Here is a 21,023-nt window from a genome sequence, read left to right on the forward strand (position 1 = left end):
ATGGATGCGTGAAAGGAGTTCCGGCGGTTCCCATCGTGGCCTGCCGGAATTTCGTTCTTTTCGTAGAGAGGGAGGCCCGGCCTCTCAGATGGTGAACAGGCCCCAGAAGGCCAGCACGACCAGGATAAGGGCCGATCCGGCCGCGGTAAGGGCGAATGTGATCCAGTGTCCGGGCCCGGCCACCTGCCCCTTGCCCCCCATCGCCCTTGCGTGGGTGGGGAAGATTCCGGAAATGGCATCGGCGAGGACCGAGGCCAGGATGAGGGCGAGGATGACGGCCGCCACCTTGAGCGCGGGCCAAGAGGTCCTTTCCGTGGGTGACAATCCATTCAGACTGAGCGCGTGACCGACCACCATGACCGCATAGAGGCAGGTCAGCGCCAGGACTGCCAGGCTGCCGATTCCCAGAATCCACAGACGGGCCTGCATGCTCCTGCCGAATCCGGGCGATGTCCGGTCCGGTTTTATCTTTCCTTCCGATTTCCCTCGCCCATGCCCTGCCAGTCCCAGGCAGACGGAACCGATGAGGGCTGCGAGGAGGAGGACCGGCCCTCCCGCCATCAGGAGGAGGAGGGTGCGCAGGCTCGTGATCAGACCCGGTCCCATCTCTTCAGGGGCCGCGAAACGCTGAGCGGGCTGTGACCCGGCCACCATGGGGGTGGCCCACTGGTGGGCGTCCGTTCCCATGGCCACCCCGTTGATCCAGTCTTCCAAGTCATGCGTGTAGTGGGGCTCCAGCGGGAGACCGGGCTTGGACAGGCTGCTTCCTGTCCGCATCTGATGATTGGTGGGGTAGTAGCGCAGGGTCACGTTCGTGTTGCCGGCCTCCCCGGCTTTTTCGATCAGTTCCCTGGCTCCCTGTTCAATCGGCATGGAGACGTCTTCGGTGCCGAAGTTGACCAGGAGGGGTTGGGTGAGTCCGTCCAGGTACGACAGGGCGGGGAAGTCCGCATATTCCAATCCCAGGACCGACAGGTCCAGTCCCAGCAGTTTGGGGATGACGGCCCGGATCCCGTCGGGGGCCCCGACCCGGTCCAGGTAGGCGGTGGCCGCCATGGCCATCTGGCTGCGGCCCGGGTAGACGGGCGGGGAGGTCATGATCGAATAAGCGACCTCCTTGCGGGAGGCGGTCATGACCGACGATATCCAGGTCCCCTCGGATTCGGCGTAGACGCCCACCCTGGCGGGGTCAACCCCAGGCCATGACCTGAGCAGGTCGAAGGACCGCCCGTAGTCGTCGGCCATGGCCTTGTAGTCCCTGTGGAAGGTCGTGTAGGTGTCCAGGCGCTTGTCGGGGACCAGGGTGGTGATGCCGGCCGAAGCCAGGGCGCCGGCCAGGTCCCCGTATACTTCCGCCGCCTTGCCGGTGCCGGCCCCGTGGATGAACAGGCAGGCCGGGACGGGTCCCCTGACCCCCTCGGGCTGTCTGACGATGGCATTCACGCTGACACCGCCCCCCAGGTCCACCTTGACCCGGGTCTGCTTGGTGGCGTATGTGCCCTCGGTCGCCGTCCTGCCCAGACGCGAGGAAATGGCCGTCTTCCGCTCCGTCACCCTGATATGGCCGGTCTCGGCCTCCACCTGCCAGTGGGGGGTCATGAGGACCCCCAGCAGGGCCAAGGCGGACAGGGTCATGATGGCGGCTATGGCCGGTCCCAGCATCCTCTTGATGTTTCGCACCCGACCCACTCTACTCAATCGGTGCTCTGGGCCGCCTCGGCTTGTTCAAGATCATCGAAGCCGCTCTGACGGACCGTTGCCAGGATGGTCTCCTCCGTCAGATTCCGACCCTGGTCGGCCATCCTCCTGACCATGGATTCATACAGGTCCAGCGTCCTTGCCGAGTAGGTCCCCAACTCCCCCCTCAGGTAAGTCTCGAAGGAGGTGGCCGATCCGGTGTCCTGACTGGTTCTCAGAACACGCATCTGCCTGCCGAGGCGGGGATACCGCCCCTTGAAATCCTTGGCCCAGGCGACCTCCCGGTCGATGATGGCCTCCTGACGTGCCTGGCGTTCCAGGCCCAGCCTGGGCAGGTAGGGGGTGATGTTCCGCCGGTAGTCTTCGGGGGCGGTGGACTCCATCATCCGCCCGTACTTCTCCGTCAGAAGGTTGCGCCCGGACCTGTCCGCCTGGTCCAGGTCGTCTGCGTAGGAGGACAGGAGGTCAAGGGGCCAGACGAGGAACTGGCTCCTTCTCATCTGGTGGAAGACCGGCCAGTTCCCCTGGCAGTTGGCGGGGCCTCCCTCGTTGTTCACCTCCTGGAACTGGTCCCACTCATGCCTGACCACCTCTTCCACCAGCTGGTCCTGTCCCTCCGGGGTCCCGGTCCGGGCCCCCTCGTCCTCACGATCCCTGTCGGCCTTCTCCATGCCGACCTCCTTTCCCCGCCAACCGGCGGGTCGCTCTCAGATGCTGTGCAGGACCGGGTCTTCGCTGTCGATGTGGGCCTCCACGTATGGACGCTGCCACTCCAGGAATGTCTCCCGGGAGGAGGTCAGCCCCTCCTCCCGCAGCTCAGTGACGATCCGGCTGCATATGTGCTCGACGATGTCGTGTATCTGTCCCGCCGCCGGACCGGCCCCCCTGCCCCCCTCGCCGAAGCCGGCACCCCCGTAGCAGGCGGCCGAGGCCAGGCGGAGGACGGTTTCCAGTTCGTCCGCCACCCCGCCCAGTCTGGACGCCATCCTGGCGCTCAGCCTGTGGAGGGCTGCGAACCGCCACTTGTAATAGGGGAGGTATCCCACGGTGATCGGATTGTTGATGAGGAAGACCAGGGAGGCCGTTGCATTGACGAACTCGTTGATGGAGAGCATGGCGGCCGCCCCGTCACCACGCTCCAGACTCCTGGGCAGGTTGTACTGGCCGGCCTGGGCGATCATTCCCAGTCGGCGGGAGATCAGCGACAGGCGCACATCGTCCGGCATGGACTTGAATCCCTGACGTGTGGCCAGGAGCTGGCCCAGGGGGTCTGCGAAGACCTGGCCGTTCGTGGCGGCGGCCAGGGTGGCCTCGTCAAGGAGGAGCCACTCGTGGGGTCTGTCGTCCGCAGGGGCCTGTCGGTAACCCGTGAGGGCCTGGAAGAAGTCGCCGATTTCGAAGACGCCCACCCGTCTGCCGGCCCCCCGGGCACGGACGCTGGACTCGCGTGGCCCATAGCCCATGAAGTCCTGGGGGAGGGCCTCGTAGTCCGCCTGGAGGGAGGCCCCGATTGCCTGGTTGTCCTCATGGGTCAGCCACAGGCAGAAGCCAGGGCCGAAGTCATGGTCCCGTGAGACGGCATCGTCGAAGCCGTAGCACTCGGAGCCATGACCCATCAGCCCGGCGGCTATCCGTCCCTCGTAATCCTTGTATTTCTCCTGGATGAGGGGTTTGCCGTATTCCTCCCAGTAGGCCTTGGACAGTTGCAGGCCCGTCATTGCGGGATGGCAGGCGTGGGGGTGAGTGTAGGAGGGTGTGCCTTTTGCCGGACCCGCCGACATCCCTGCATCCGGCAGGGCCATGTCCCCTTCCCCCCGGTTGCCGTGGTCCTTCCGACCTGCTCGTTCCTCCTGCCCCTGCCGGCCGGCGGTGTCGGACCGGACCCTGTCTGCGGCGTTTCCTTCCCCGCCTGCGTCCGATCGGTCCCCTCCGGCCTCAAGGACCTGGTTCAGGTTCTCCTCGGTGATCTTGTAGTAGTCGCTCCCCCTGTCATACCGGTCTTCGATGATGGACAGGGCCTTGCGGTAGGTCGCGGCCGCCCTGGTGAAGTCCCCTTTGAAGTAGAGGGCCTGGGCATAGCCCGCAAGGGCGGATGCATAGTGGGCGCTGCCTTCCAGGTGGCCATGCCGGTAGATCTCCATGGACTTTTCGGCGTGCTTCATGGCCCGGTCCACGGTTTCATTCCTGTCGGCGCTTCCAGACCGGTCGGCCTGGCTCATGAGGTCGCCCGCGCCCCTGCCTGCCGAGGCCTCTTGGAGGAGGGCCAGGGCAAGATTGGTGTGGGTCGAGGCCACATCCAGGTCGGTGGTGGGGTCGGGGCTGGAGGACTCCAGGATGGACAGGGCCTCCTCCAGCTCATTCACCGCATCTGCCAAGCGCCCGGTCTCGCTGTAGAGCATGGACAGGTTGTTGTGGAGGGCGGCCAGCCTGCGGTCACCGGGGCCGAAGGTAGCCTCGGAGCTTTTCAGGGCCTGCCGGTACAGGTCTTCGGCCTGTTCATACTTGTGGGCCGCCCTCAGCCCCGTGGCGGCATTGATCAGTGTGGTGGTCCAGGCCTGGGTGCCTTCTATACCCATCTTGGCGGCAAGCTCGATGGCCCGTTGGATCATCCACTTGTTGTCCTCATGCCGTCCCTGCGACCGGTAGAAGCCCATGGTCTCGTTGAGCACGGTCAGGAGGCCGGCTTCATCGCCGACGTTCTCGGCATCGGCCAGGGCCTGGAGGAGGTATGGCTCGGCCGAATCTCTGGCCTTGCCGGCATTGAATATGGCGTCAAGGCCGTCCAGGAAGGCCTGGGAGTCGAAGGTTCCGTCCGGCTTCAGATAAGGCCGGTCCGGCCAGGCCGGTTCCTCGCCCCTTTTTGCTGCGTCCATGCTCGTTCCCCTTCGCTCGGTCTCCGCTGTGATTCCGCGTGCTACCTGCAATCCTAAGGCCAGGTCGGGCCCAGGGCGACGGATCGGCAGGGCTCCCGGAAGGGCGGCGGTCCTGTCACGTGTCGGGCCATTCTCACAAATTGATCGGATGGAGCCTGTTGAGGGCGTCGGTGTCCGTCTCGCAGCGCCAGGAGTAGAAGACGAGTAGGGCAAAGGCGGCCAGGGCCAGGGGGGTACCGGCCAGGGCGGGATAGTGGTAGTCCATCCCCGAGGCGTTCAGGGCCATGCCGCCCAGGGTGGAACCGACCGCATTGCCGAAGTTGAAGGCGACCTGAGTGGCTGCGCCGGCGATGAGTTCGCCGCCGCCCTCGCCCACTTCGACCATGAGGACCTGCTGCGGTGTCGAAACGAAGAAGAGGCTGAAAGCGATGAGGAAGGTCAGGATCGCAGTCACGGCGCGTGACCCGGGCAGGAAGAAGACCAGGAGCAGGCCCAGGGAGGCGAGCAGCTGGCCCAGGGCCGCCGTGCCGGCATGTTTCCACCGGTCGCAAAGCGCGCCGCCTGCCAGACCGCCGACCACCATGCCGAAACCGGCCAGCATCATGAGCAGGGAGACCCTGCCCAGGTCCCATCCGCCCACATGCGTCAGCCAGGGTGATATATAGCTCCACCAGCAGAATATGCCGGCGTTGCCCACGAAGACGGCCGCGAGGACCACCCAGGGACCCCTGCGCCGAAGGAAGTGGAACTGCCCTTTGATCCCACGGTCGGGCACGGGGGGGATGTCGGGAACCCACCTGATCACCAGGATGATGGTGGCGGCCCCCCAGAGGGCCAGGATCGTGAAGGCCAGGCGCCAGCTCAGGTTCTCCGCCATGAAGGTACCTGCCGGCACCCCCAGCATGTTCGCCAGGGTCTGCCCGGTGATCGTGATTGACACGGCCTGTGCTTCCCGTCCCTTGTCGGCCGTGGAGCGGGCTATGTAGGCGGAGGTCCCGAAGAAGGCCCCGTGGGGCAGGCCGGCTATGAAGCGTGCAAGGAGGAGCATGGGGGCGCTGCCTGCCAGGGCCGACAACCCGTTGCCCACGGCTATCAGGATCATGAAAGATGCAATCAGATACTTGGGGCGGGCCTTGCGGCCGAAGACCAGGATAAGGGTTCCCACGCAGACCCCGATGGCATAGGAGGAAATGAAATGGCCTGCCTGGGGGATGGTGACCCGCATGTCCCGGGCTGTCTGGGGGAGTATCCCCATCATGACGAATTCGGCTGCCCCCAGGGCGAAGGCGCCCGAGGCCAGGGCTATGAGACTCTTCTTCATGCTGCGGTTGCTTCTTCACGGGGTGGGATCTTGCTACAGGATAGGGATGCAGGTGGTTTCCGGCACCGATTGCCCAGTGTACCCCGCTGACCGCGTCGCGGGGTGAACCGGACGGTGGGACACGGCCAGGCCGATGCGGCAGGCTGTGCCTCCACGATCTGCAGGTCCCATGCAGCCGGGGGGCAGTCCGCATCCATCGGGTCGGGCAGACCGTCAGGGTGAGGGGTCATATATACGCAACGCGTCCATGGCCGGCATCGGCCCTTGGAGGTCGGCCTTGTTCGACAGGGCGGAAGGTCATGTCTCGGGCCTTGAGGCGACGGGGCAAGAAAAAAGCAGCCCAAGGATGGGCTGCGCAGATGTCGGGGTAGGGGGATTTGAACCCCCGGCCTCTTCGTCCCGAACGAAGCGCGCTACCAAGCTGCGCTATACCCCGCAACAACGTACCAAGATTACACCGGTCCAGGGTGAAAAGCCAGCCGGCGTGGCGTTCCGGGAGGGACGACGGGCGGTCGGACATGCCGACGTTTCCTCCCCATGGCCTGTCCGGAGAGGGATTGTCGACTGTCGGCGGTGTAGCAAGACCTGCGTACAATGGTCTACTATGACCGAGCCTATTGAGAACGCCGAAGATTCCGCTGAGAGCACTCCCGGGGATCAGGGCATGAACACCATCCATCGTGCACAGCTCCTGCTTGAGCAGGACGAGGCCATCACCGCCAAGGTCGATGCCGGTGCCACCCCTGAGGAAGCCATCGATCCGACCAACAAGGAATTCGGTCCTCAGGGCCATCCCGAACAGGTGCAGATAAGGGTGGCCAAGCGGGCCCAGATGCTCAAGGACGGGGTCGAACCCTACCCGGTCCACCTGAATGTCACCGACACGATCACGAGTGTGCGCGACCGCTACGATGGCAAGCTGGAAGCCGGCCAGGAGACGGAGGACATCGTCGGCATAGCCGGGCGAGTCCTCTTCCTGCGCAACGGCGGAGGGCTCTGCTTCGTCCAGCTGTCCTCGGGTGACGGCACCAGGATCCAGGGGATGATCTCCAAGCGTGAGGTGGGGGCCGACTCCCTCAAGCGTTTCAAGCAACTGGTCGACCTGGGCGATCACCTCTATCTGCGTGGGCGCGTCATCGCATCCAAGACCGGCGAGCTCTCGGTTTTCGCCACCGAGTGGGATATCGCAGCCAAGGCCCTCCAGCCCCTGCCGGCCCTTCACAAGGAACTGACGGAGGAGCAGAGGACCCGCAAGCCCTACCTGGCCATGATCGTCGACGATGGGGTCCGCAAGATGGTCCGCCGCCGGTCCGCCGTCGTCTCCTCCCTCCGCCACACCTTCGAGGATCATGACTTCCTCGAGGTCGAGACCCCCATGCTGCAGACCGTCCACGGGGGAGCAGCCGCAAGGCCCTTCACCACACACATGAACGCCTTCGACATCGACCTCTTCCTCCGCATAGCCCCCGAGCTCTTCCTCAAACGCTGCCTGGTGGGCGGTATCGAGCGGGTCTTCGAAATCAACCGGGACTTCCGCAACGAGGGGGTGGACGGCACCCATGCCCCGGAATTCACCATGCTGGAGGCCTATCAGGCCTATGGCACCTATGACACCATCGGGGACCTGACCAAGGAGCTGATCCAGAAGTCGGCCATGGAGGCCTTCGGAAGCTTGAATGTGGAGCTCCTGAACGGCGACCATTACGATTTCGGCGGCGAGTGGAAGCAGATCAGCATGTATGACTCCCTTTCCGAATCCCTCGGAGAGGAGATCACCCCCGAGACCGGCGTCGATCGCCTGAGGACCATAGCCGACAAGCTGGGCCTGGATGAGGAGCCCGCCGAAAACCACGGCAAGCTGGTGGAGCACCTCTGGGAGCACTTCTGGCAGGACAAGTTATACGAACCCACCTTCGTGAGGGACTTCCCCGTGGAGACCTCCCCGCTCGTCAAGGCCCACCGGACCAAGAAGGGGGTCGTCGAAAAGTGGGACCTCTACGTGCGCGGCTTCGAACTGGCCACCGGCTACTCGGAGCTGAACGACCCGGTCGTACAGCGTCAGCGCTTCGTGGAGCAGGCCAAGATGGCCAGCCAGGGTGATGTCGAGGCCATGGACATAGACGAGGACTTCCTCGAGGCCCTCGGCGTGGGCATGCCCCCAGCAGGAGGCATGGGGATGGGAATCGACCGCCTCCTCATCGCCCTGACCGGTGCGACCATCCGCGAGACCATCACCTTCCCCCTGGTCAAGCCCATCAACTGAAGGGCAAGCAGGGGATTCGGAGAGGAAGCGAGGCAAAGGATGGACATGAAGCTCTGGCTCAACGGCATGAGGCCCAAGACCCTTCCCGCCTCGGTCGCCCCGGTCTGCGTGGGGACGGCGGCCGCCCTCCTGGTGAGGTCCCGCCTTCAGGCAGCCTGCACGTCCGTCTGCTCGCCGACCGCCAAACCCCAGGTCCAGGCCGATGTGCCCGGCATGGGGCAGGTCCTGGCCGTCTTCCTCCTTTTGGTCGTCCTGGCGCTGGCCATGCAGATCGCGGCCAACTTTGCGAACGACTACTCGGATGGAATCAGGGGGACCGATGAGCACCGGGGGTCGGCCGAGGCCGTTTCCGGCAAGCCCCAACGTCTGGTGGCCTCCGGTGTGGACCCGCGGACCGTCTTCAAGGCCATGTTGGTCGCAGTCACCGTCACCTGCCTGGCTGGACTGGCGGTCATGGCCATCACCGGACACTGGTGGATGATCCTGGTCGGCATCTGCTGCCTCCTGGCCGGGTGGTTCTATGTGGGAGGGCGGCACCCTTACGGATATCACGGGCTGGGGGAGTTGAGCGTATTCATCTTCTTCGGGTTGGTCGCCACCCTGGGAACCGAATACTTCGTCATCGGTTCGGTGGACCGTACGGGGGTCCTGGCAGCCTGCGTCTGCGGGTTGAACGCGGTCGGTCTGCTCATGCTCAACAACTACAGGGACATGGATTCCGACCGTGCCGCCGGCAAGCACACCTATGCCGTATTGGTCGGGGACAAGGCGGCCCGGATATCCGTTTATGCGGTCTATGCCCTCAGCATCGTCATCTCCCTTGTACAGTTCATCGGAGTCTACTGGCGGTTCGGATCGGTCAGCCTCCCGGCCCTGATCATCGTCATCCCGATCGCCGCCTTCTTCATCCTCATCTGCGTCAGGTTCGCCCAGGGCAACCAGTCCCGCGCCTTTGCCCTCGCCGGCAGGGGGACCCTGGTCAGCGCCCTCTGTTGGACTGTCGGCCTCCTCCTGCAGCTGGTCTGAGAGAGGCGCCGTCCCTTCCCGCCTGGTGTGGAATTGGTCTGCGCGGACGCATAAACTGGGCTGTATGACATACAAACTAGTACTGCTCCGGCATGGCCAGAGCGCTTGGAACAACACCAATCAGTTCACCGGCTGGGTGGACGTCCCGCTGACCGAACAGGGTGAGCAGGAGGCCAGGAAGGGGGGCAAGCTCCTCAAGGATAAGGGTGTCCTGCCCGATATCGTCTTCACCTCCCTCCTGCGTCGCGCCATCAACACGGCCAATATCGCCTTGGACGAGGCCGACCGCCTGTGGATTCCGGTCAAGCGTGACTGGAGACTGAACGAGCGTCACTATGGCGCCCTTCAGGGCAAGAACAAGACCCAGATCCGCGAGGAGTACGGCGACGAGAAATTCATGCTCTGGCGCCGTTCCTATGCCACCCCGCCGCCGGAAATCGACCCGGATGACGAGTTTTCACAGGCCCACGACCCCCGCTATGCCGGTGTCGACGTGCCCCGCTGCGAGGCCCTGGCAAACGTGGTCAAGCGGGTGACCCCCTACTGGGAGAGCGACATCATCCCCGAGCTGAAGACCGGTAAGACGGTTCTGATCGCGGCCCACGGCAACTCTCTGCGTGCCATCGTCAAGATGCTCGACAACCTGAGCGAGGAGGAGATCGCCAAGGTCAACATCCCCACCGCCATCCCCCTCGTCTATGAGCTGGATGAGAACTTCAAGCCCATCAAGCCCCGCGGGGAGTACCTGGATCCCGAGGCCGCGGCGGCTGGTGCCGCAGCCGTGGCTGCACAGGGCCAGAAGTGACGGCATGACCTTGAACTGAAGCGAGGCCCCCGACCGGTCCATTCCGGTCGGGGGCCTTTGTCTGTCTGCACTCGGTGCCCCTCGGCGCAGTAGGACCCAAGTGCCATGCGCGGGGGGGGCACCCCTACGCACATGGCGCGGCCACGGACCAAATGTCCCCATCGGGATGGATACCGGGGCATCCCCTCCGCATGTGGCGCGGCCGATCCGGTCTCACCAGTCGTCTCCAGGGGGCCTGCTCCGACCCGCCTGTTCTCCGTGCTGCCGGTTCCCGTCCCGGTGCCGGTGCCTCAGGCGGGGGCCCGGATTCAGTCCAGATCCAGGTCGAGGGCTTTGGGATCCTTGGTGGGGTCGAAGCCCGAGACGATGTAAACCACCCGGCGGGCGGCAGAGACCCCATGGTCCCCCAGACGCTCCATGAACCGTGCCACCAGGACCATGTCGATCAGCTCCTGCTTGCTCCCCTCCCACTGGTCCGACAGGGCGTAGTTGAAGGACTGCTCGTGAAGTCGGTCCAATTCGTCATCGCTGACGATGATCTGCTCGGCTATCTTGGCGTCACGGTCGGCCAGCATGGCCACCAGGCGGTCGGCCATGGTGTCAAGGAAGTCCTGCATCTGACGGTAAAGGGGGAGGACCTGCTCCGGCAGGGCGGACTGGGGGTAGGCCCTGCGGGAGATTTCGGCAATGTGCCGGGCCAGGTCGCCCATGCGCTCGAAGGTGGCCGACAGGCTGAGGGTCGAGACGACCACCCTCAGATCCGTGGCCACAGGGTTCTGTTTGGCCAGGAGCCTGACGCACTGCTCGATGATGCTGGACTCCAGCTTGTCGATGCGGGCATCACCGTCTATGACCTCCTGGGCCACGTCCACATCCGGATCAAGCAGGGCGTGGCCGGCGCTGTGTATGGCATCCCTCACACTGGAGGCCATCCGGTCCATGTCATCCGCCACCTGGCCGAGCTCCTCGTTGAAGATAACCCGCATCTCATCCGCCTTCCGATCCTGTGCTCTTTGCTGACAAGTCTATGCGACGGACCGCCCTCAGGAAAGCGGACAGGCGGTGACATCGGCCCATCGGTCCCTCCTGCCCTATTGTCCCGCATCTTCATGCGAGAATGGTGTGGGGTGGTCCAAGGCCTTCCGGCTCCCGCACGTCCTCGTAACGGCATGGGGCCGGCCCCTGCACACCCGCACGAGTTCAGGGAGGACCCATGACATCATTGGCATCAAAGGTGCGAGGACTGTTCGCCGGGGAGGGGCGGAAGGGGGATGAGGAGGTCGACGAGGATCTGGACGAGACCACCGAGGCCCTTCTGTCCATGATTCCCACCGCCTCGGTGGTGGTCGACGCGGATGACGGGGTCATCCGTTCCAGTTCCGACTCCTACAGGCTGGGCATCGTGCGCAATGACGAGATCTGCGACGGGAGGGTCATGGATGCCATCAGGGCGGTCAGGGCATCCGGCGGCAAGAAGACCCTACGCCTGAGCACACAGACCCCTGATGAGTTCACGGCCCTCCCCGCCCAGGTGACACTCAACGCAGGGGCTGACCCGGGTGCCGAAGGGGACGGAGGTGCATCCGAAGGGGGACTGATGGACGCCCTGGAGGAGCAGGGGGACGAGGGCGGCGAAGACGAAGACGGAGGGGGGAGCGGGACGGATGCCTCCGAGGGGGCCGGGGGCGTCCCCTCACCGGGAGACGGTTCGGGGGACACGGCCCACGCGGGTCCCAAGCCCGTCACACGCCCCAACTGGCTCAATGTGACGGTGGGGAAAATCAGCGACTCCTTCGTCGTCGTCCTGATAAACGACGTCAGCGACTCGGTCCGGTTCATCCAGACCAGGGATGCCTTCATAACCAACGTCTCCCGTCAGCTGCTCAAGCCCGTCGAGGCCCTGGGGCATCTGGCCGGCCAGATCAGGAGGACCTCCGACCTGGAGGGAGTCGACGTCGGGCTCATCAGGGACCATCTGACGCAGGTGGAATCCGATGCCCGGGACGTTCAGCGATACAGCGAGTATCTGAGCCACGTCCTCAATGACCTCCTCCTCCTGATCAGGGCGCAGGAACCCATAGCCCCCAGCGAGCGGAACCGGTTGGACGTGGCCGAACAGGTCGCCAGGGTCCTCTCCGAGGAGGAGGGCCCCGCCCGTGACCAGGGGGTCTGCCTCGCACGGAAGTGCCGGGAAGGACTGACGGTCCATGGGGACGGGGGGCAGATAAGGGCGGCCCTGGCCAAGCTGGTCGAGAATGCGGTTTCATACTCTCCTGCCGGATCCACCGTCAGCCTCGTGGCCGACCCCTCGCCGGACGGCCGCTACGCCGTGATACGTGTCATCGACAGGGGGACGGGCATACCCAAGTCCGAGCAGGGCAGAATCTTCGAGCGTTTCTACCGGGCCGACAACCAGAATGGACGTACGGCCATCGGAATCGGGCTGGGCCTGGCCATCGTCAAGCACGTGGCCCTGACCCACCACGGTTCTGTGAAGGTCTGGAGTTCGCCGGGCGAGGGGAGCACCTTCAGCCTGATCCTCCCCCTGGCCGGGCCGGTGTCAGTGGACAGTCACGGGGTCGGGGCTTCAGCCGGCGGGCCTAGCGGGCCAGACGGCGGTAATCCCAACGGTTGAAATACTCCCAGATGAGGAGGATGAGACCGATGCAGACCCCCGATATCGAGACGATGAGAGGCTTGACCGTACAGTAGCCAAGGTATTTGAGCAGGCCGAAAACAATCAAAGCCAGCACCCACAGGACCGTCCCCGTCACGAACACCTTGCGCAGGTCCACCTGCACCGGTTTGGGCGAAGGTCGGCGCGCATCCGGGTTGAATATGGGTGCCAGTTTCATAAGCCCAACTGTATACGATGCGGGGACATGACGGGCAATCTCCACGGCCGGTCCGGAAATCGTCTCCGTACCGGCCCTTTTCCAGGTGGAAGGAGCCTTTCCGACCGGCTGGGGGGCTGGCCTCGCCGGGCCGGTCGACTGTGGTTTTGGCCTGGTGGGCAGGCATGTCATATCATGACTTGGGACTGGAAGATGTGCGGGAGACCCCCAATCCGGGATTCGGCACCTGCCGAGAGGAGATTGTGCGTGTATCCGATCCAAGCCGTTCAGAAACGGTATGCCTGGGGTTCGCACGATCGCCTGCAGAACATGTTTCATGTGGAACATGGACCCGGACCGGCGGACGTGCCCGAAACCCTGGCCGAGATGTGGTTCAGCGGCCATGAGGAGTCGCCTTCGCCGCTGACCCTGCCAGACGGTTCGCAGGTCGCTCTGACCCAGGCCATACGCAGGGATCCGGCCACCATGCTGGGGGAGAGGGATTCGCAATCCTTCGGCCCGGTCCTGCCCTACCTCTTCAAGGTCATATCGGCCCGCATTCCCCTCTCCCTCCAGGTCCATCCGCTGGACTTCGAAGCCCGGGCGGGATACAACCGCGAGAATGCCCTGGGGGTGCCCAGGCAGGCCTCGGACCGTTCCTTCAAGGACACCCTGGCCAAGAACGAGATGGTCGTGGCCCTGGAGCCCTTCGTGGCCTCGGTGGGCTTCGTCCCCATTTCCGGCCAGTTGACCCTCCTCAGGGCCGTGGACCACCCCCTGGCCCGCCTGATGGCCGATGCCCTGACTGCCAGGACCTTCCGTCTGGGGGTGCCACCCGAACGCTTCGCCCAGGCGGATGCCATGATGCCAGTGTCATCGCTGACCTGGCCGGATTCCCGCCGGAGGATCTTCCGCGCCTTCCATGCGGCCGTCACCTCTCCACCCGAAGAGGGGGAGGGGATATGCGAGGCGCTGGAGGAGGCCATGCGGGAACTGAAAGGGGCCCGATCCCTGGCGGCCCTGTCCAACGCCCTGGAGGCCGCCCGGGCCTTTCCCGGCGACCCGTCCGTCCTCTGCCTGCTCATGCTCAACCCGGTCTGCCTGGAGGAGGGGGAATCGGTCTACATACCGGCCGGCACCCCCCATGCGTACATCCACGGGACGGCGGCCGAGATCATGACCAACTCCGACAACGTGCTCAGGGCGGGGATGACTCCCAAGCACAAGGACCTGCCCGACTTCCTGAAGAGCCTGGACTGCCAACCTTCGGTCCCGATAGATCCCTCGAGCTCCATGCTGGCGACCCTGATCATGCGCAACATGGTCACCTATCGGCCCAACATCCGTGAATACATGCTGGTGTACGGGCATGTGGAGGAGGAGGGGGCCACCTGGCCCCTCATGAACGCCCTGGTCCATCGGTACGGAAACCTGGTCGACAGGATTGGGCCCCGCCAGCTGGTCATACCCCGCCGGGGCCCACGCATCCTCCTCTGCACGGAGGGCGGCCTGTGCTGCCAGGCAGGTTCCCAGACGGTCCTTCTCGGACAGGGGGAGGCCGTCTTCATCCCCTCCAGCGACGGGCGCATCGACATATCCATGGTCACCCCGGCGGGCGCAGACGATCTGGCCCGAAGGAGGGGGGAGGCACCCGGATCCTATGCCCACGGATCCTTCCTCCTTGCCTCGACCCCGGGCTGAGGTTGCCGGGCGCAGGGCCCGCCCCGGAAAGCGGCATCCCTCGGGAGGCACACCGGTCTTGTCCCCTTGGATTCAGTGGACATATAATACTGCTCGGCAGAGGGAATCACCATGGCCGTCGGATTTCCCAGACCGGTGCACGAGCGTCGGAATTCGCTCTGGGATGGCCTTGTCCTGTTCATGGTGTTCGCTTGTCATGTTGCGTTCGACTGGGCGAAAGTCGCACCTGGACGCCAACGGGAGTGATGGAACATGAAACATGCTGCACACAGGGCGAAGGCCTTACACGCCGCTCGCAAGCGACGCTCTTTCGGCCTCCGGTCACGTGGCGATGAAGAATCCGCGTCCTTATCCGCCGCGAGCCATTTCAGTCCTGTCCCCGAGGTCGACGGCATAGACGCCGCCCTTGCCGTGGAGCTCAACCGTGTGGCCCCGCCTACGCGGCGTTCGATGCGGATGGCCGCCAAGGCCGCCCAGCGCCGTACCCGCCTTCTGACCGGATCAGCCATGGCCGCCTTGGCCGGAGCGGCGGCCGGAGCCGTGGCCTTCCTGGAACCCGCCGGCCTGTCCTATCCCACCCTGGCGGATGGCGCTGAAACCTCCGTCGTCAGTTCCCGCTCAGTGGGCGATCAGGATGTCTCCCGTGCGCAGTCCCGAGCCCCCCTGTCTACGGTCAGCAGTGTCAATCGTGAAGGGACCTGGCAGCTTGGCGGCGAGGACATCGACACCTCGCAACTGTCCCGGCCGGGGGCGAACAACCCGGTGGTCGCATCACTGATGGAGAAAGACCGGGAGAGCATCCCGGCGGGATTCAACCCGGATCATCCCACGGGTGACACAGGCAACGCTTACGCCTTCAGCCAGTGCACCTGGTGGGTCTACATACGCAGACACCAGCTCGGCCTCCCCGTCGGCTCGCGGATGGGCGACGGCCGCATGTGGGCGGCTTCCGCCCTCTCCCTGGGCTACTGGGTCGACAACGTGCCCCGGAACGTCGGGGACATCATCGTCTTCCAGGCGGGGCAGGAGGGCTCAAGCCCCCAGTACGGCCATGTGGCGATTGTCGAGAAGATCAATGCCGACGGTTCCGTCGTCACCTCGGAGTGCGGAGAGGCCATGCAGGGCAAGCAGTACTCGAGGACGCTGACCAATGTCAGCTCCCTGCAGTTCATCCACTACTGAGATCGGCCGCCGCTGCTGAGACCGCAGCCGGTGCTGTCGGGGCCACAGCCGGATCATCCTTCACATTTGCAGGTGGGCATTCATCGGAGTATGTGATAATCTTGTGCTCGATGAGTAGAGCGCACAAAACAATCACGGTCCTGACAGCTGCAGCCACCCTGTGCGGCGGCCTCCTGATCAGTGGGCCGGCCATCGCCAGTGCAGCCGATGGTGCGAAAGATGCCGTGACCTCGTCCAGGTCCTTTACTCCGGGCAATCAGGTCAGGGTCAATCTCCTGGCGGAATCCACTTCGGTATCGGTCGACGAAAACACGGACTGGGGCGGAATAGGCAGTATGGATGTGCCGCAAACCAAGTCCCAGGCCGAGAAAGATGCGGAGGCCCGCCAGGAGGCTCAGAAGAAGGCCGAAGAGGACCGGCAGCGCCTCCTGGTCAGGCAGGCCCAGCCTGCGCGGACCGAGGGGCAGTTCCCCAGCCGGTCAGAGGCCCGCGACCAGGTCCGGCAGGAACCCGTGGCCAAGGAGGCGCCCGTCAGCGGGAATGCGCAGGCCGTCCTCGATTACGCCCTCCAGTATCTGGGTGTCCCCTATGCGTTCGGGGGCACGAGCCCGGAAAGCGGTTTTGACTGCTCCGGTTTCACCCAGTATGTCTTCGCGCATTTCGGCATCGGTCTGCCCCGGACCTCCCAGGGCCAGGCATCCGCCGGTGTCGCGGTTTCGCAACCTGCGCCCGGTGATCTCATGATCAGCGCGGACAACGGGCATGTCGCCATTTACATGGGCAACGGTCTCATGATCCATGCGCCCCACCCCGGCACGACCGTCTGCCAGCAGAAGATCTACGGGACTGGCTGGACCTACCGCCGCCTGTTCTGAGTCCATAGGCCTTACGGCCGCCGGTCCTCTGTTTCCCCTCGTTCCGACTTTTGCGACCCGGCTGTGCTTATCGGGCCGGTCCGTCTGCGATATCCTGTTGAGTGAAGGCGGGTTCCAAACCCTGCCACACATGCAAGGAGGTCGTTATGGGTAACGACAAGGCGATTCTCGTCGGTGTTGACGGTTCCGACGCCAGCTACAAGGCCGCTTGGTGGGCGGCGAACTATGCCAAGCATGCGGGATTGATGTTGCAGATAGTGTGCGCATACTCTCCGCTGAGTTATGCCGCGGTCTCATTCGATGCCAGCTACACGACCATGGGGGACGACACGGCCTCCCACAACGATGCACAGGAGATTCTGTCCAAGGCCAAGGCGATAGCGGATGAGCAGGGGGTGGACGCCGCCACCCTGATCGTGACGGGTGACCCCTCCTCGGTCTTCGTGGAGTTGTCCCGTAACTATAACCTGATCGTCATCGGCAACAGGGGCAAGGGGGGGTTGGCGGAAAGGTTGCTGGGGACCACCAGCTCCAGCCTGCCTGCGTACGCATACTGCCCCATCGTCGTGGTCCCCTACACCGATGACGAGGGCAACCAGATGCACCTGAGCAACGACATCAAAAAGGTCGCCGTGGGCTCGGATGAGTCCAAGTGGGGGTTGAAGGCCCTCCAGATAGGAGCGGCCTTCGCCGACAGCTGGAAGGCCGAGTTGGATGTCATCTCCGCCGTTCCGAACATTTCCGGGCTGACGGGGACGGGGTCGGCCGAGGAGCGCAGCGTCATGGACTCCTACCTGGATGATCTGGGGACCCGCATCGACCCCCTTCAGAAGGCTTATCCCGACCTGAAGATCGACAAGACTGTCGTGCCCGGTTCCGCCGTGGAGGCCCTGACGCAGGCCAGCAAGACGCATGACGTGGTTGTCGTCGGATCACGTGGCCGCGGGGGCTTCACCGGGCTCCTGCTCGGATCGACCAGCCAGGGGCTCCTGCAGCATGCGGTCAGCCCGGTCTACGTGGTCCCGCGCAAGTATGTGGAGGCTGAGGAGTCCGGCCTGAAGGCGGCCACGGTTGCCGGCCTGGATGTGGAGACCAAGTCCATAGATGAAATCACCGGCGTTCAGAAGGTCTCGGTCGACATGGCCGACCCGGACCAGGCGGCCGCCATCGAATCCGCCATCGACCCCCTGCACGGGGAGTCGTCGGACAGCGGGAAGGATTCAGACTGATTCACGCCTCGTGAACCGGATGTCCGACAGATGACGATCCCCCGCCCGAGTGCATCGGGCGGGGGATCGTCATCTTCAGCCGTCATCGGCGCCTTCCGAGGTCCGAGGAGCACGGCGGAGCGGGGAGGGGCTCAGTGCCGGACCTTGATCTGCATCCTCACCGGAGTCTCCTGCTCATAGGTGTGTTTGACCGTGCAGGACTTCTCGATGTGCCTTCTGACCCTCTCCTCCAACTTGGCGGCATCCTGCTCATCCAGACCGGCCGATGTGGCGTCCACGTCCACATGCTCGTCAAAGCTCAGGTAGGCGTCGTCGTCAGGGTTGTAGGTCCCGTCGACAACGATCTTCGCCCCCTTCCCCTTGCCCAGGGCGGACTCGACCGCGAACTGACTGGAGAGTCCGGCGCAGGCGGCCAGGGCTATCTTCATCAGGTCACCCGGGTTGAACTGGCCCTCTCCCTTGCCGAACGTGAGGTGGGCGCCCTCGTCGGAATAGGCGTTCCAGGTGCCGTCTTCTGAACGCTCCACCCACAGTCTCTTGCCCATGTCAGCCTCCTTCTGCAGGCCCTGTGGCCTGCTTCCCGCCCAGGCGGGTTTCCGTCCGGGCGTCATGCGTGATCTGCCGTCACCATCCAATCTAACCGGTCGGTCCTAATTTTCCGAGTCAAGCCGCCGGTCCTTACGTCACCGGTTTCCCACAGCCTTCGGCCCCGTCGTCTCCTCGGGCATCCTCCGGTGCAGGGCGGGAGCCGCCTGGCGGCTGAGCCTTGGGGGGAAGACGGGGGCGTCGTTCCGCCTGCTTGTTAGACTGGCCTCATGTCTTTGACGGAAGAGCAGCTGCAGGATATCCGCGCACGGATTCCGGGACGTCCCCATACGGACATACCCACCCCTTACGAGGACCTGGTGCGCACCATACTGTCCGAGGGGCACCTCAAGTCCGACCGCACGGGGACCGGCACCATATCCCTTTTCGGCCGGCAGATGCGCTTCGACCTGTCGCACTCCTTCCCCCTGATCACGACCAAGAAGGTCTTTTTCCGGGGCATCGCCTATGAACTCCTCTGGTTCCTCAAGGGATCCAGCAACGTGCGTTGGCTCCAGGAGAACCGGGTCCATATCTGGGACGAATGGGCCGACCCCCAGACGGGGGAGCTGGGGCCGGTCTACGGTGTGCAATGGCGCAGCTGGCCGGCGCCCACTCCGGACGACCCCGGCCATACCATCGACCAGATCCAGAACGTCCTCGATCTGATCCGGCATCATCCCGACTCCAGGCGGATGATCGTCACGGCTTGGAACCCGGCTGAGGTGGACAGGATGGCCCTGCCCCCCTGCCACGCCCTCTTCCAGTTCTATGTGGCCGACGGCAGGCTGAGCTGCCAGCTCTATCAGCGTTCCTGCGACATGTTCCTGGGCGTCCCCTTCAACATCGCCTCCTACTCCCTCCTCACCCTGATGATGGCCCAGCAGACCGGGCTGGAGCCGGGGGAGTTCGTCTGGACCGGGGGGGACTGCCACATCTATGACAACCATATAGAGCAGGTCCTCGAGCAGCTCTCCCGCGAGCCCTACCCATACCCCCGCATGAAGCTGCACAAGGCGGACTCCCTGTTCGATTACCGCTATGAGGATTTCGAAGTCGTCGATTACCGCTGCCACCCTGCAATCAAGGCCCCCGTCGCGGTCTGATGCAGGTGGGAGGCATTAAGCTCACGCCCGTCTGCGGCGATGATTAGCATATAGGGGAAAACCACTCACAAGGAGCAAGTCTACAAGATGGAGCATGACAGTAGTAGTCGCAGCGGCTATCACGAACCCGAGCCCGGTGATGCCGGGCTTTTAGGTGACGACGATTGGCGTGAGGGGAACCCCGAAGTGGAGGTTCCGGCTTCGGTCAATCTGATCTGGGCGCAGGCGACGGCCATGGACGGCCGCCGCGGGGCCATGGGGCAGGGCGGTGCGATGCCTTGGCATCTGACCGAGGACATGCGGCATTTCAAGGAACTGACCATTTCGCATCCGGTCATCATGGGGAGGAAGACCTGGCAATCCCTCGGCGGCAGGCCCCTGCCCAACCGGGACAACATCGTGGTCTCGTCGGATGTCCATTTCAAGGCCCCGGGGGGCACGGTGGTGAGCGACCCGGCGGCCGCCCTGGAACTGGCCCGCCAGGAGGCCATACCTGATGACGGCATCGACCGGCACGAAATATGGGTGATCGGCGGGGCGGAGCTCTTCCGGTCCATCCTCCCGGCCGCCTTCAGGGCTTTCGTGACGGATTTGGACGTGCAGGTCCCGGCCGACACCTTCGCCCCCGACATCGAGGAGCTGGTCCACGACCACCTCTGGAAGGTGACGGAGAGGGGTGGTTGGAAGAGGCCCGCCAAGACCGATCAGGCCCGGTTGATTCCGCGCTTCAGATACAGCACCTACGAAAAGGTGCGGTGATGACGGACGGCGGCAACCGCGGCGACGGCAGGCATGAAGGGCCGGAAAGGCTGGAGGAGGGTCCCTTGACCAGACCATATACGGTGATGACCGTATGCACGGGCAACATATGCCGGTCTCCCATGGCCCAGGTGATACTGAGGAAGTTCTTCGACGACAGGGGACTTGGTCCGGACAGGGTCCGGGTCGAGTCCAGCGGGGTGAGCGACGAGGAATTCGGCAACCCAATCGACCGCAGGGCGCAGAAGGTCCTGCGGGAGCGCGGGTACGAGGTGCCCCGCGACCATTTCGCCCACAGGATCAGTGTCGAGGAGGCCGATGAGTCCGACCTCCTCCTGCCCATGACGGCCGCCCACATGCGCTCCCTCCTCCGCATCCTTCCGGCTGACAAGAGGTCTGCCGTCCATCTCTACAGGAGTTTCGACCCGGACCTTCCCGCCCCGGCTCCGGGGCGGGAAGATGCATTGGACCTGGTCGACCCCTGGTATGGGGGTCCCCACGAATTCGAGGTGGCCATAGACCAGATCGAGCACACGGCCCCCTACATCGTGGATTGGGTGGTCGGGCAGCTGTCCGCCGACGATGGAGCCCGCTCATGATCCCCCGGGCGTAAGGACCACCGGCACCAGGAGGGTGGCCAGGGGCCCTGCTCGGGCGGCCCATCCGACGGGGTACGGCACCTTCCCGCTTGCAGGAGCGGATATCCTGTTCCGATACGGAAGAGGGGGCGGTCACAAGCCGACAGCTGTCGGCTTGTGACCGCCCC

General features: G+C 64.5%; 18 protein-coding genes and 1 tRNA gene. 11 read left to right on the forward strand and 8 right to left on the reverse strand.

Going from position 1 to position 21,023, the window contains the following annotated elements; genetic code table 11:
• Window positions 1-84: 84 nt before the first annotated feature.
• From V6584_RS02030 to V6584_RS02050, 5 genes are all read right to left on the reverse strand, one after another.
• Window positions 85-1,680, reverse strand: a complete 1,596-nt coding sequence (locus V6584_RS02030) for an alpha/beta hydrolase family protein (protein ID WP_340468767.1) — start codon at window positions 1,678-1,680, stop codon at window positions 85-87.
• A gap of 14 nt (window positions 1,681-1,694) precedes the next feature.
• Window positions 1,695-2,369: a DUF4125 family protein gene (locus V6584_RS02035; protein ID WP_340468768.1), complete on the reverse strand. Its 675-nt coding sequence runs from the start codon at window positions 2,367-2,369 to the stop codon at window positions 1,695-1,697.
• 36 nt (window positions 2,370-2,405) lie between these two features.
• Entirely contained in the window at window positions 2,406-4,571 is a 2,166-nt protein-coding gene (locus tag V6584_RS02040) for a DUF4037 domain-containing protein (RefSeq protein WP_340468769.1), read from the reverse strand.
• Between the two features lie 133 nt (window positions 4,572-4,704).
• Window positions 4,705-5,892 carry an MFS transporter gene (locus V6584_RS02045; RefSeq protein WP_340468770.1) on the reverse strand — a complete coding sequence of 396 codons (1,188 nt, stop codon included), beginning with the start codon at window positions 5,890-5,892 and terminating at the stop codon, window positions 4,705-4,707.
• Window positions 5,893-6,254: 362 nt separating this feature from the next.
• Window positions 6,255-6,328 (reverse strand) — tRNA-Pro (locus V6584_RS02050).
• A gap of 168 nt (window positions 6,329-6,496) precedes the next feature.
• Between V6584_RS02050 and lysS the strand changes: the two genes are divergently transcribed.
• The 3 genes from lysS (at window position 6,497) to V6584_RS02065 (ending at window position 9,986) form a co-directional block, all read left to right on the forward strand.
• Window positions 6,497-8,155 (forward strand): lysine--tRNA ligase, encoded by a 1,659-nt coding sequence (gene lysS, locus V6584_RS02055; protein WP_340468771.1) that lies wholly within the window; start codon window positions 6,497-6,499, stop codon window positions 8,153-8,155.
• A 45-nt stretch (window positions 8,156-8,200) separates the two neighbouring features.
• On the forward strand, window positions 8,201-9,181 hold the full coding sequence (menA, locus tag V6584_RS02060) for a 1,4-dihydroxy-2-naphthoate octaprenyltransferase (protein WP_340468772.1): 981 nt from the start codon (window positions 8,201-8,203) through the stop codon (window positions 9,179-9,181).
• A gap of 64 nt (window positions 9,182-9,245) precedes the next feature.
• Window positions 9,246-9,986 (forward strand): phosphoglyceromutase, encoded by a 741-nt coding sequence (locus V6584_RS02065; RefSeq protein WP_340468773.1) that lies wholly within the window; start codon window positions 9,246-9,248, stop codon window positions 9,984-9,986.
• Between the two features lie 308 nt (window positions 9,987-10,294).
• Here the strand turns inward: V6584_RS02065 and phoU are convergent, their stop codons facing one another.
• Window positions 10,295-10,972: a phosphate signaling complex protein PhoU gene (gene phoU / locus V6584_RS02070; protein ID WP_340468774.1), complete on the reverse strand. Its 678-nt coding sequence runs from the start codon at window positions 10,970-10,972 to the stop codon at window positions 10,295-10,297.
• 227 nt (window positions 10,973-11,199) lie between these two features.
• Here phoU and V6584_RS02075 point away from each other — a divergent pair, with 227 nt between their 5' ends.
• The gene (locus V6584_RS02075) at window positions 11,200-12,621 is read left to right on the forward strand and encodes a sensor histidine kinase (RefSeq protein WP_340468775.1); all 1,422 of its coding nucleotides are present in this window, start codon (window positions 11,200-11,202) and stop codon (window positions 12,619-12,621) included.
• On the opposite strand, the gene V6584_RS02080 is transcribed toward V6584_RS02075, so the two are convergent.
• Window positions 12,587-12,841: a DUF2530 domain-containing protein gene (locus V6584_RS02080; protein WP_340468776.1), complete on the reverse strand. Its 255-nt coding sequence runs from the start codon at window positions 12,839-12,841 to the stop codon at window positions 12,587-12,589. The two genes, V6584_RS02075 and V6584_RS02080, sit on opposite strands and share 35 nt — an antisense overlap.
• Window positions 12,842-13,087: 246 nt before the next feature.
• Between V6584_RS02080 and manA the strand changes: the two genes are divergently transcribed.
• From manA to V6584_RS02100, 4 genes are all read left to right on the forward strand, one after another.
• The gene (gene manA / locus V6584_RS02085) at window positions 13,088-14,521 is read left to right on the forward strand and encodes a mannose-6-phosphate isomerase, class I (protein ID WP_404802583.1); all 1,434 of its coding nucleotides are present in this window, start codon (window positions 13,088-13,090) and stop codon (window positions 14,519-14,521) included.
• 426 nt (window positions 14,522-14,947) lie between these two features.
• Window positions 14,948-15,703 (forward strand): CHAP domain-containing protein, encoded by a 756-nt coding sequence (locus V6584_RS02090; RefSeq protein WP_340486148.1) that lies wholly within the window; start codon window positions 14,948-14,950, stop codon window positions 15,701-15,703.
• A 110-nt stretch (window positions 15,704-15,813) separates the two neighbouring features.
• Window positions 15,814-16,578, forward strand: coding sequence for a C40 family peptidase (locus V6584_RS02095; RefSeq protein WP_340468778.1), 765 nt, complete (start codon window positions 15,814-15,816; stop codon window positions 16,576-16,578).
• A 146-nt stretch (window positions 16,579-16,724) separates the two neighbouring features.
• Window positions 16,725-17,807: a universal stress protein gene (locus V6584_RS02100; protein WP_340468779.1), complete on the forward strand. Its 1,083-nt coding sequence runs from the start codon at window positions 16,725-16,727 to the stop codon at window positions 17,805-17,807.
• Window positions 17,808-17,938: 131 nt separating this feature from the next.
• Here the strand turns inward: V6584_RS02100 and V6584_RS02105 are convergent, their stop codons facing one another.
• Window positions 17,939-18,352: an OsmC family protein gene (locus tag V6584_RS02105; protein ID WP_340468780.1), complete on the reverse strand. Its 414-nt coding sequence runs from the start codon at window positions 18,350-18,352 to the stop codon at window positions 17,939-17,941.
• Between the two features lie 270 nt (window positions 18,353-18,622).
• Here V6584_RS02105 and V6584_RS02110 point away from each other — a divergent pair, with 270 nt between their 5' ends.
• From V6584_RS02110 to V6584_RS02120, 3 genes are all read left to right on the forward strand, one after another.
• Complete coding sequence (locus V6584_RS02110; protein ID WP_340468781.1) at window positions 18,623-19,498, forward strand: thymidylate synthase; 876 nt, start codon at window positions 18,623-18,625, stop codon at window positions 19,496-19,498.
• An 87-nt stretch (window positions 19,499-19,585) separates the two neighbouring features.
• Window positions 19,586-20,257 (forward strand): dihydrofolate reductase, encoded by a 672-nt coding sequence (locus tag V6584_RS02115; RefSeq protein WP_340468782.1) that lies wholly within the window; start codon window positions 19,586-19,588, stop codon window positions 20,255-20,257.
• Between the two features lie 86 nt (window positions 20,258-20,343).
• Window positions 20,344-20,856, forward strand: coding sequence for a low molecular weight protein-tyrosine-phosphatase (locus V6584_RS02120; protein WP_340469700.1), 513 nt, complete (start codon window positions 20,344-20,346; stop codon window positions 20,854-20,856).
• Window positions 20,857-21,023 lie beyond the last annotated feature (167 nt).

Source organism: Bifidobacterium favimelis (assembly GCF_037963085.1).
Taxonomy (GTDB): Bacteria; Actinomycetota; Actinomycetes; order Actinomycetales; family Bifidobacteriaceae; genus Bombiscardovia; species Bombiscardovia favimelis.

Excerpts from the sequence above, each read along its gene's own strand:
- V6584_RS02035 (WP_340468768.1), bottom strand. The coding sequence starts at position 2,369 with ATGGAGAAGGCCGACAGGGATCGTGAGGACGAGGGGGCCCGGACCGGG.
- V6584_RS02040 (WP_340468769.1), bottom strand. The coding sequence starts at position 4,571 with ATGGACGCAGCAAAAAGGGGCGAGGAACCGGCCTGGCCGGACCGGCCT.
- V6584_RS02045 (WP_340468770.1), bottom strand. The coding sequence starts at position 5,892 with ATGAAGAAGAGTCTCATAGCCCTGGCCTCGGGCGCCTTCGCCCTGGGG.
- lysS (WP_340468771.1), top strand. The coding sequence starts at position 6,497 with ATGACCGAGCCTATTGAGAACGCCGAAGATTCCGCTGAGAGCACTCCC.
- menA (WP_340468772.1), top strand. The coding sequence starts at position 8,201 with ATGAAGCTCTGGCTCAACGGCATGAGGCCCAAGACCCTTCCCGCCTCG.
- V6584_RS02065 (WP_340468773.1), top strand. The coding sequence starts at position 9,246 with ATGACATACAAACTAGTACTGCTCCGGCATGGCCAGAGCGCTTGGAAC.
- phoU (WP_340468774.1), bottom strand. The coding sequence starts at position 10,972 with ATGCGGGTTATCTTCAACGAGGAGCTCGGCCAGGTGGCGGATGACATG.
- V6584_RS02075 (WP_340468775.1), top strand. The coding sequence starts at position 11,200 with ATGACATCATTGGCATCAAAGGTGCGAGGACTGTTCGCCGGGGAGGGG.
- V6584_RS02080 (WP_340468776.1), bottom strand. The coding sequence starts at position 12,841 with ATGAAACTGGCACCCATATTCAACCCGGATGCGCGCCGACCTTCGCCC.
- V6584_RS02095 (WP_340468778.1), top strand. The coding sequence starts at position 15,814 with ATGAGTAGAGCGCACAAAACAATCACGGTCCTGACAGCTGCAGCCACC.
- V6584_RS02100 (WP_340468779.1), top strand. The coding sequence starts at position 16,725 with ATGGGTAACGACAAGGCGATTCTCGTCGGTGTTGACGGTTCCGACGCC.
- V6584_RS02105 (WP_340468780.1), bottom strand. The coding sequence starts at position 18,352 with ATGGGCAAGAGACTGTGGGTGGAGCGTTCAGAAGACGGCACCTGGAAC.
- V6584_RS02110 (WP_340468781.1), top strand. The coding sequence starts at position 18,623 with ATGTCTTTGACGGAAGAGCAGCTGCAGGATATCCGCGCACGGATTCCG.
- V6584_RS02115 (WP_340468782.1), top strand. The coding sequence starts at position 19,586 with ATGGAGCATGACAGTAGTAGTCGCAGCGGCTATCACGAACCCGAGCCC.
- V6584_RS02120 (WP_340469700.1), top strand. The coding sequence starts at position 20,344 with ATGACCGTATGCACGGGCAACATATGCCGGTCTCCCATGGCCCAGGTG.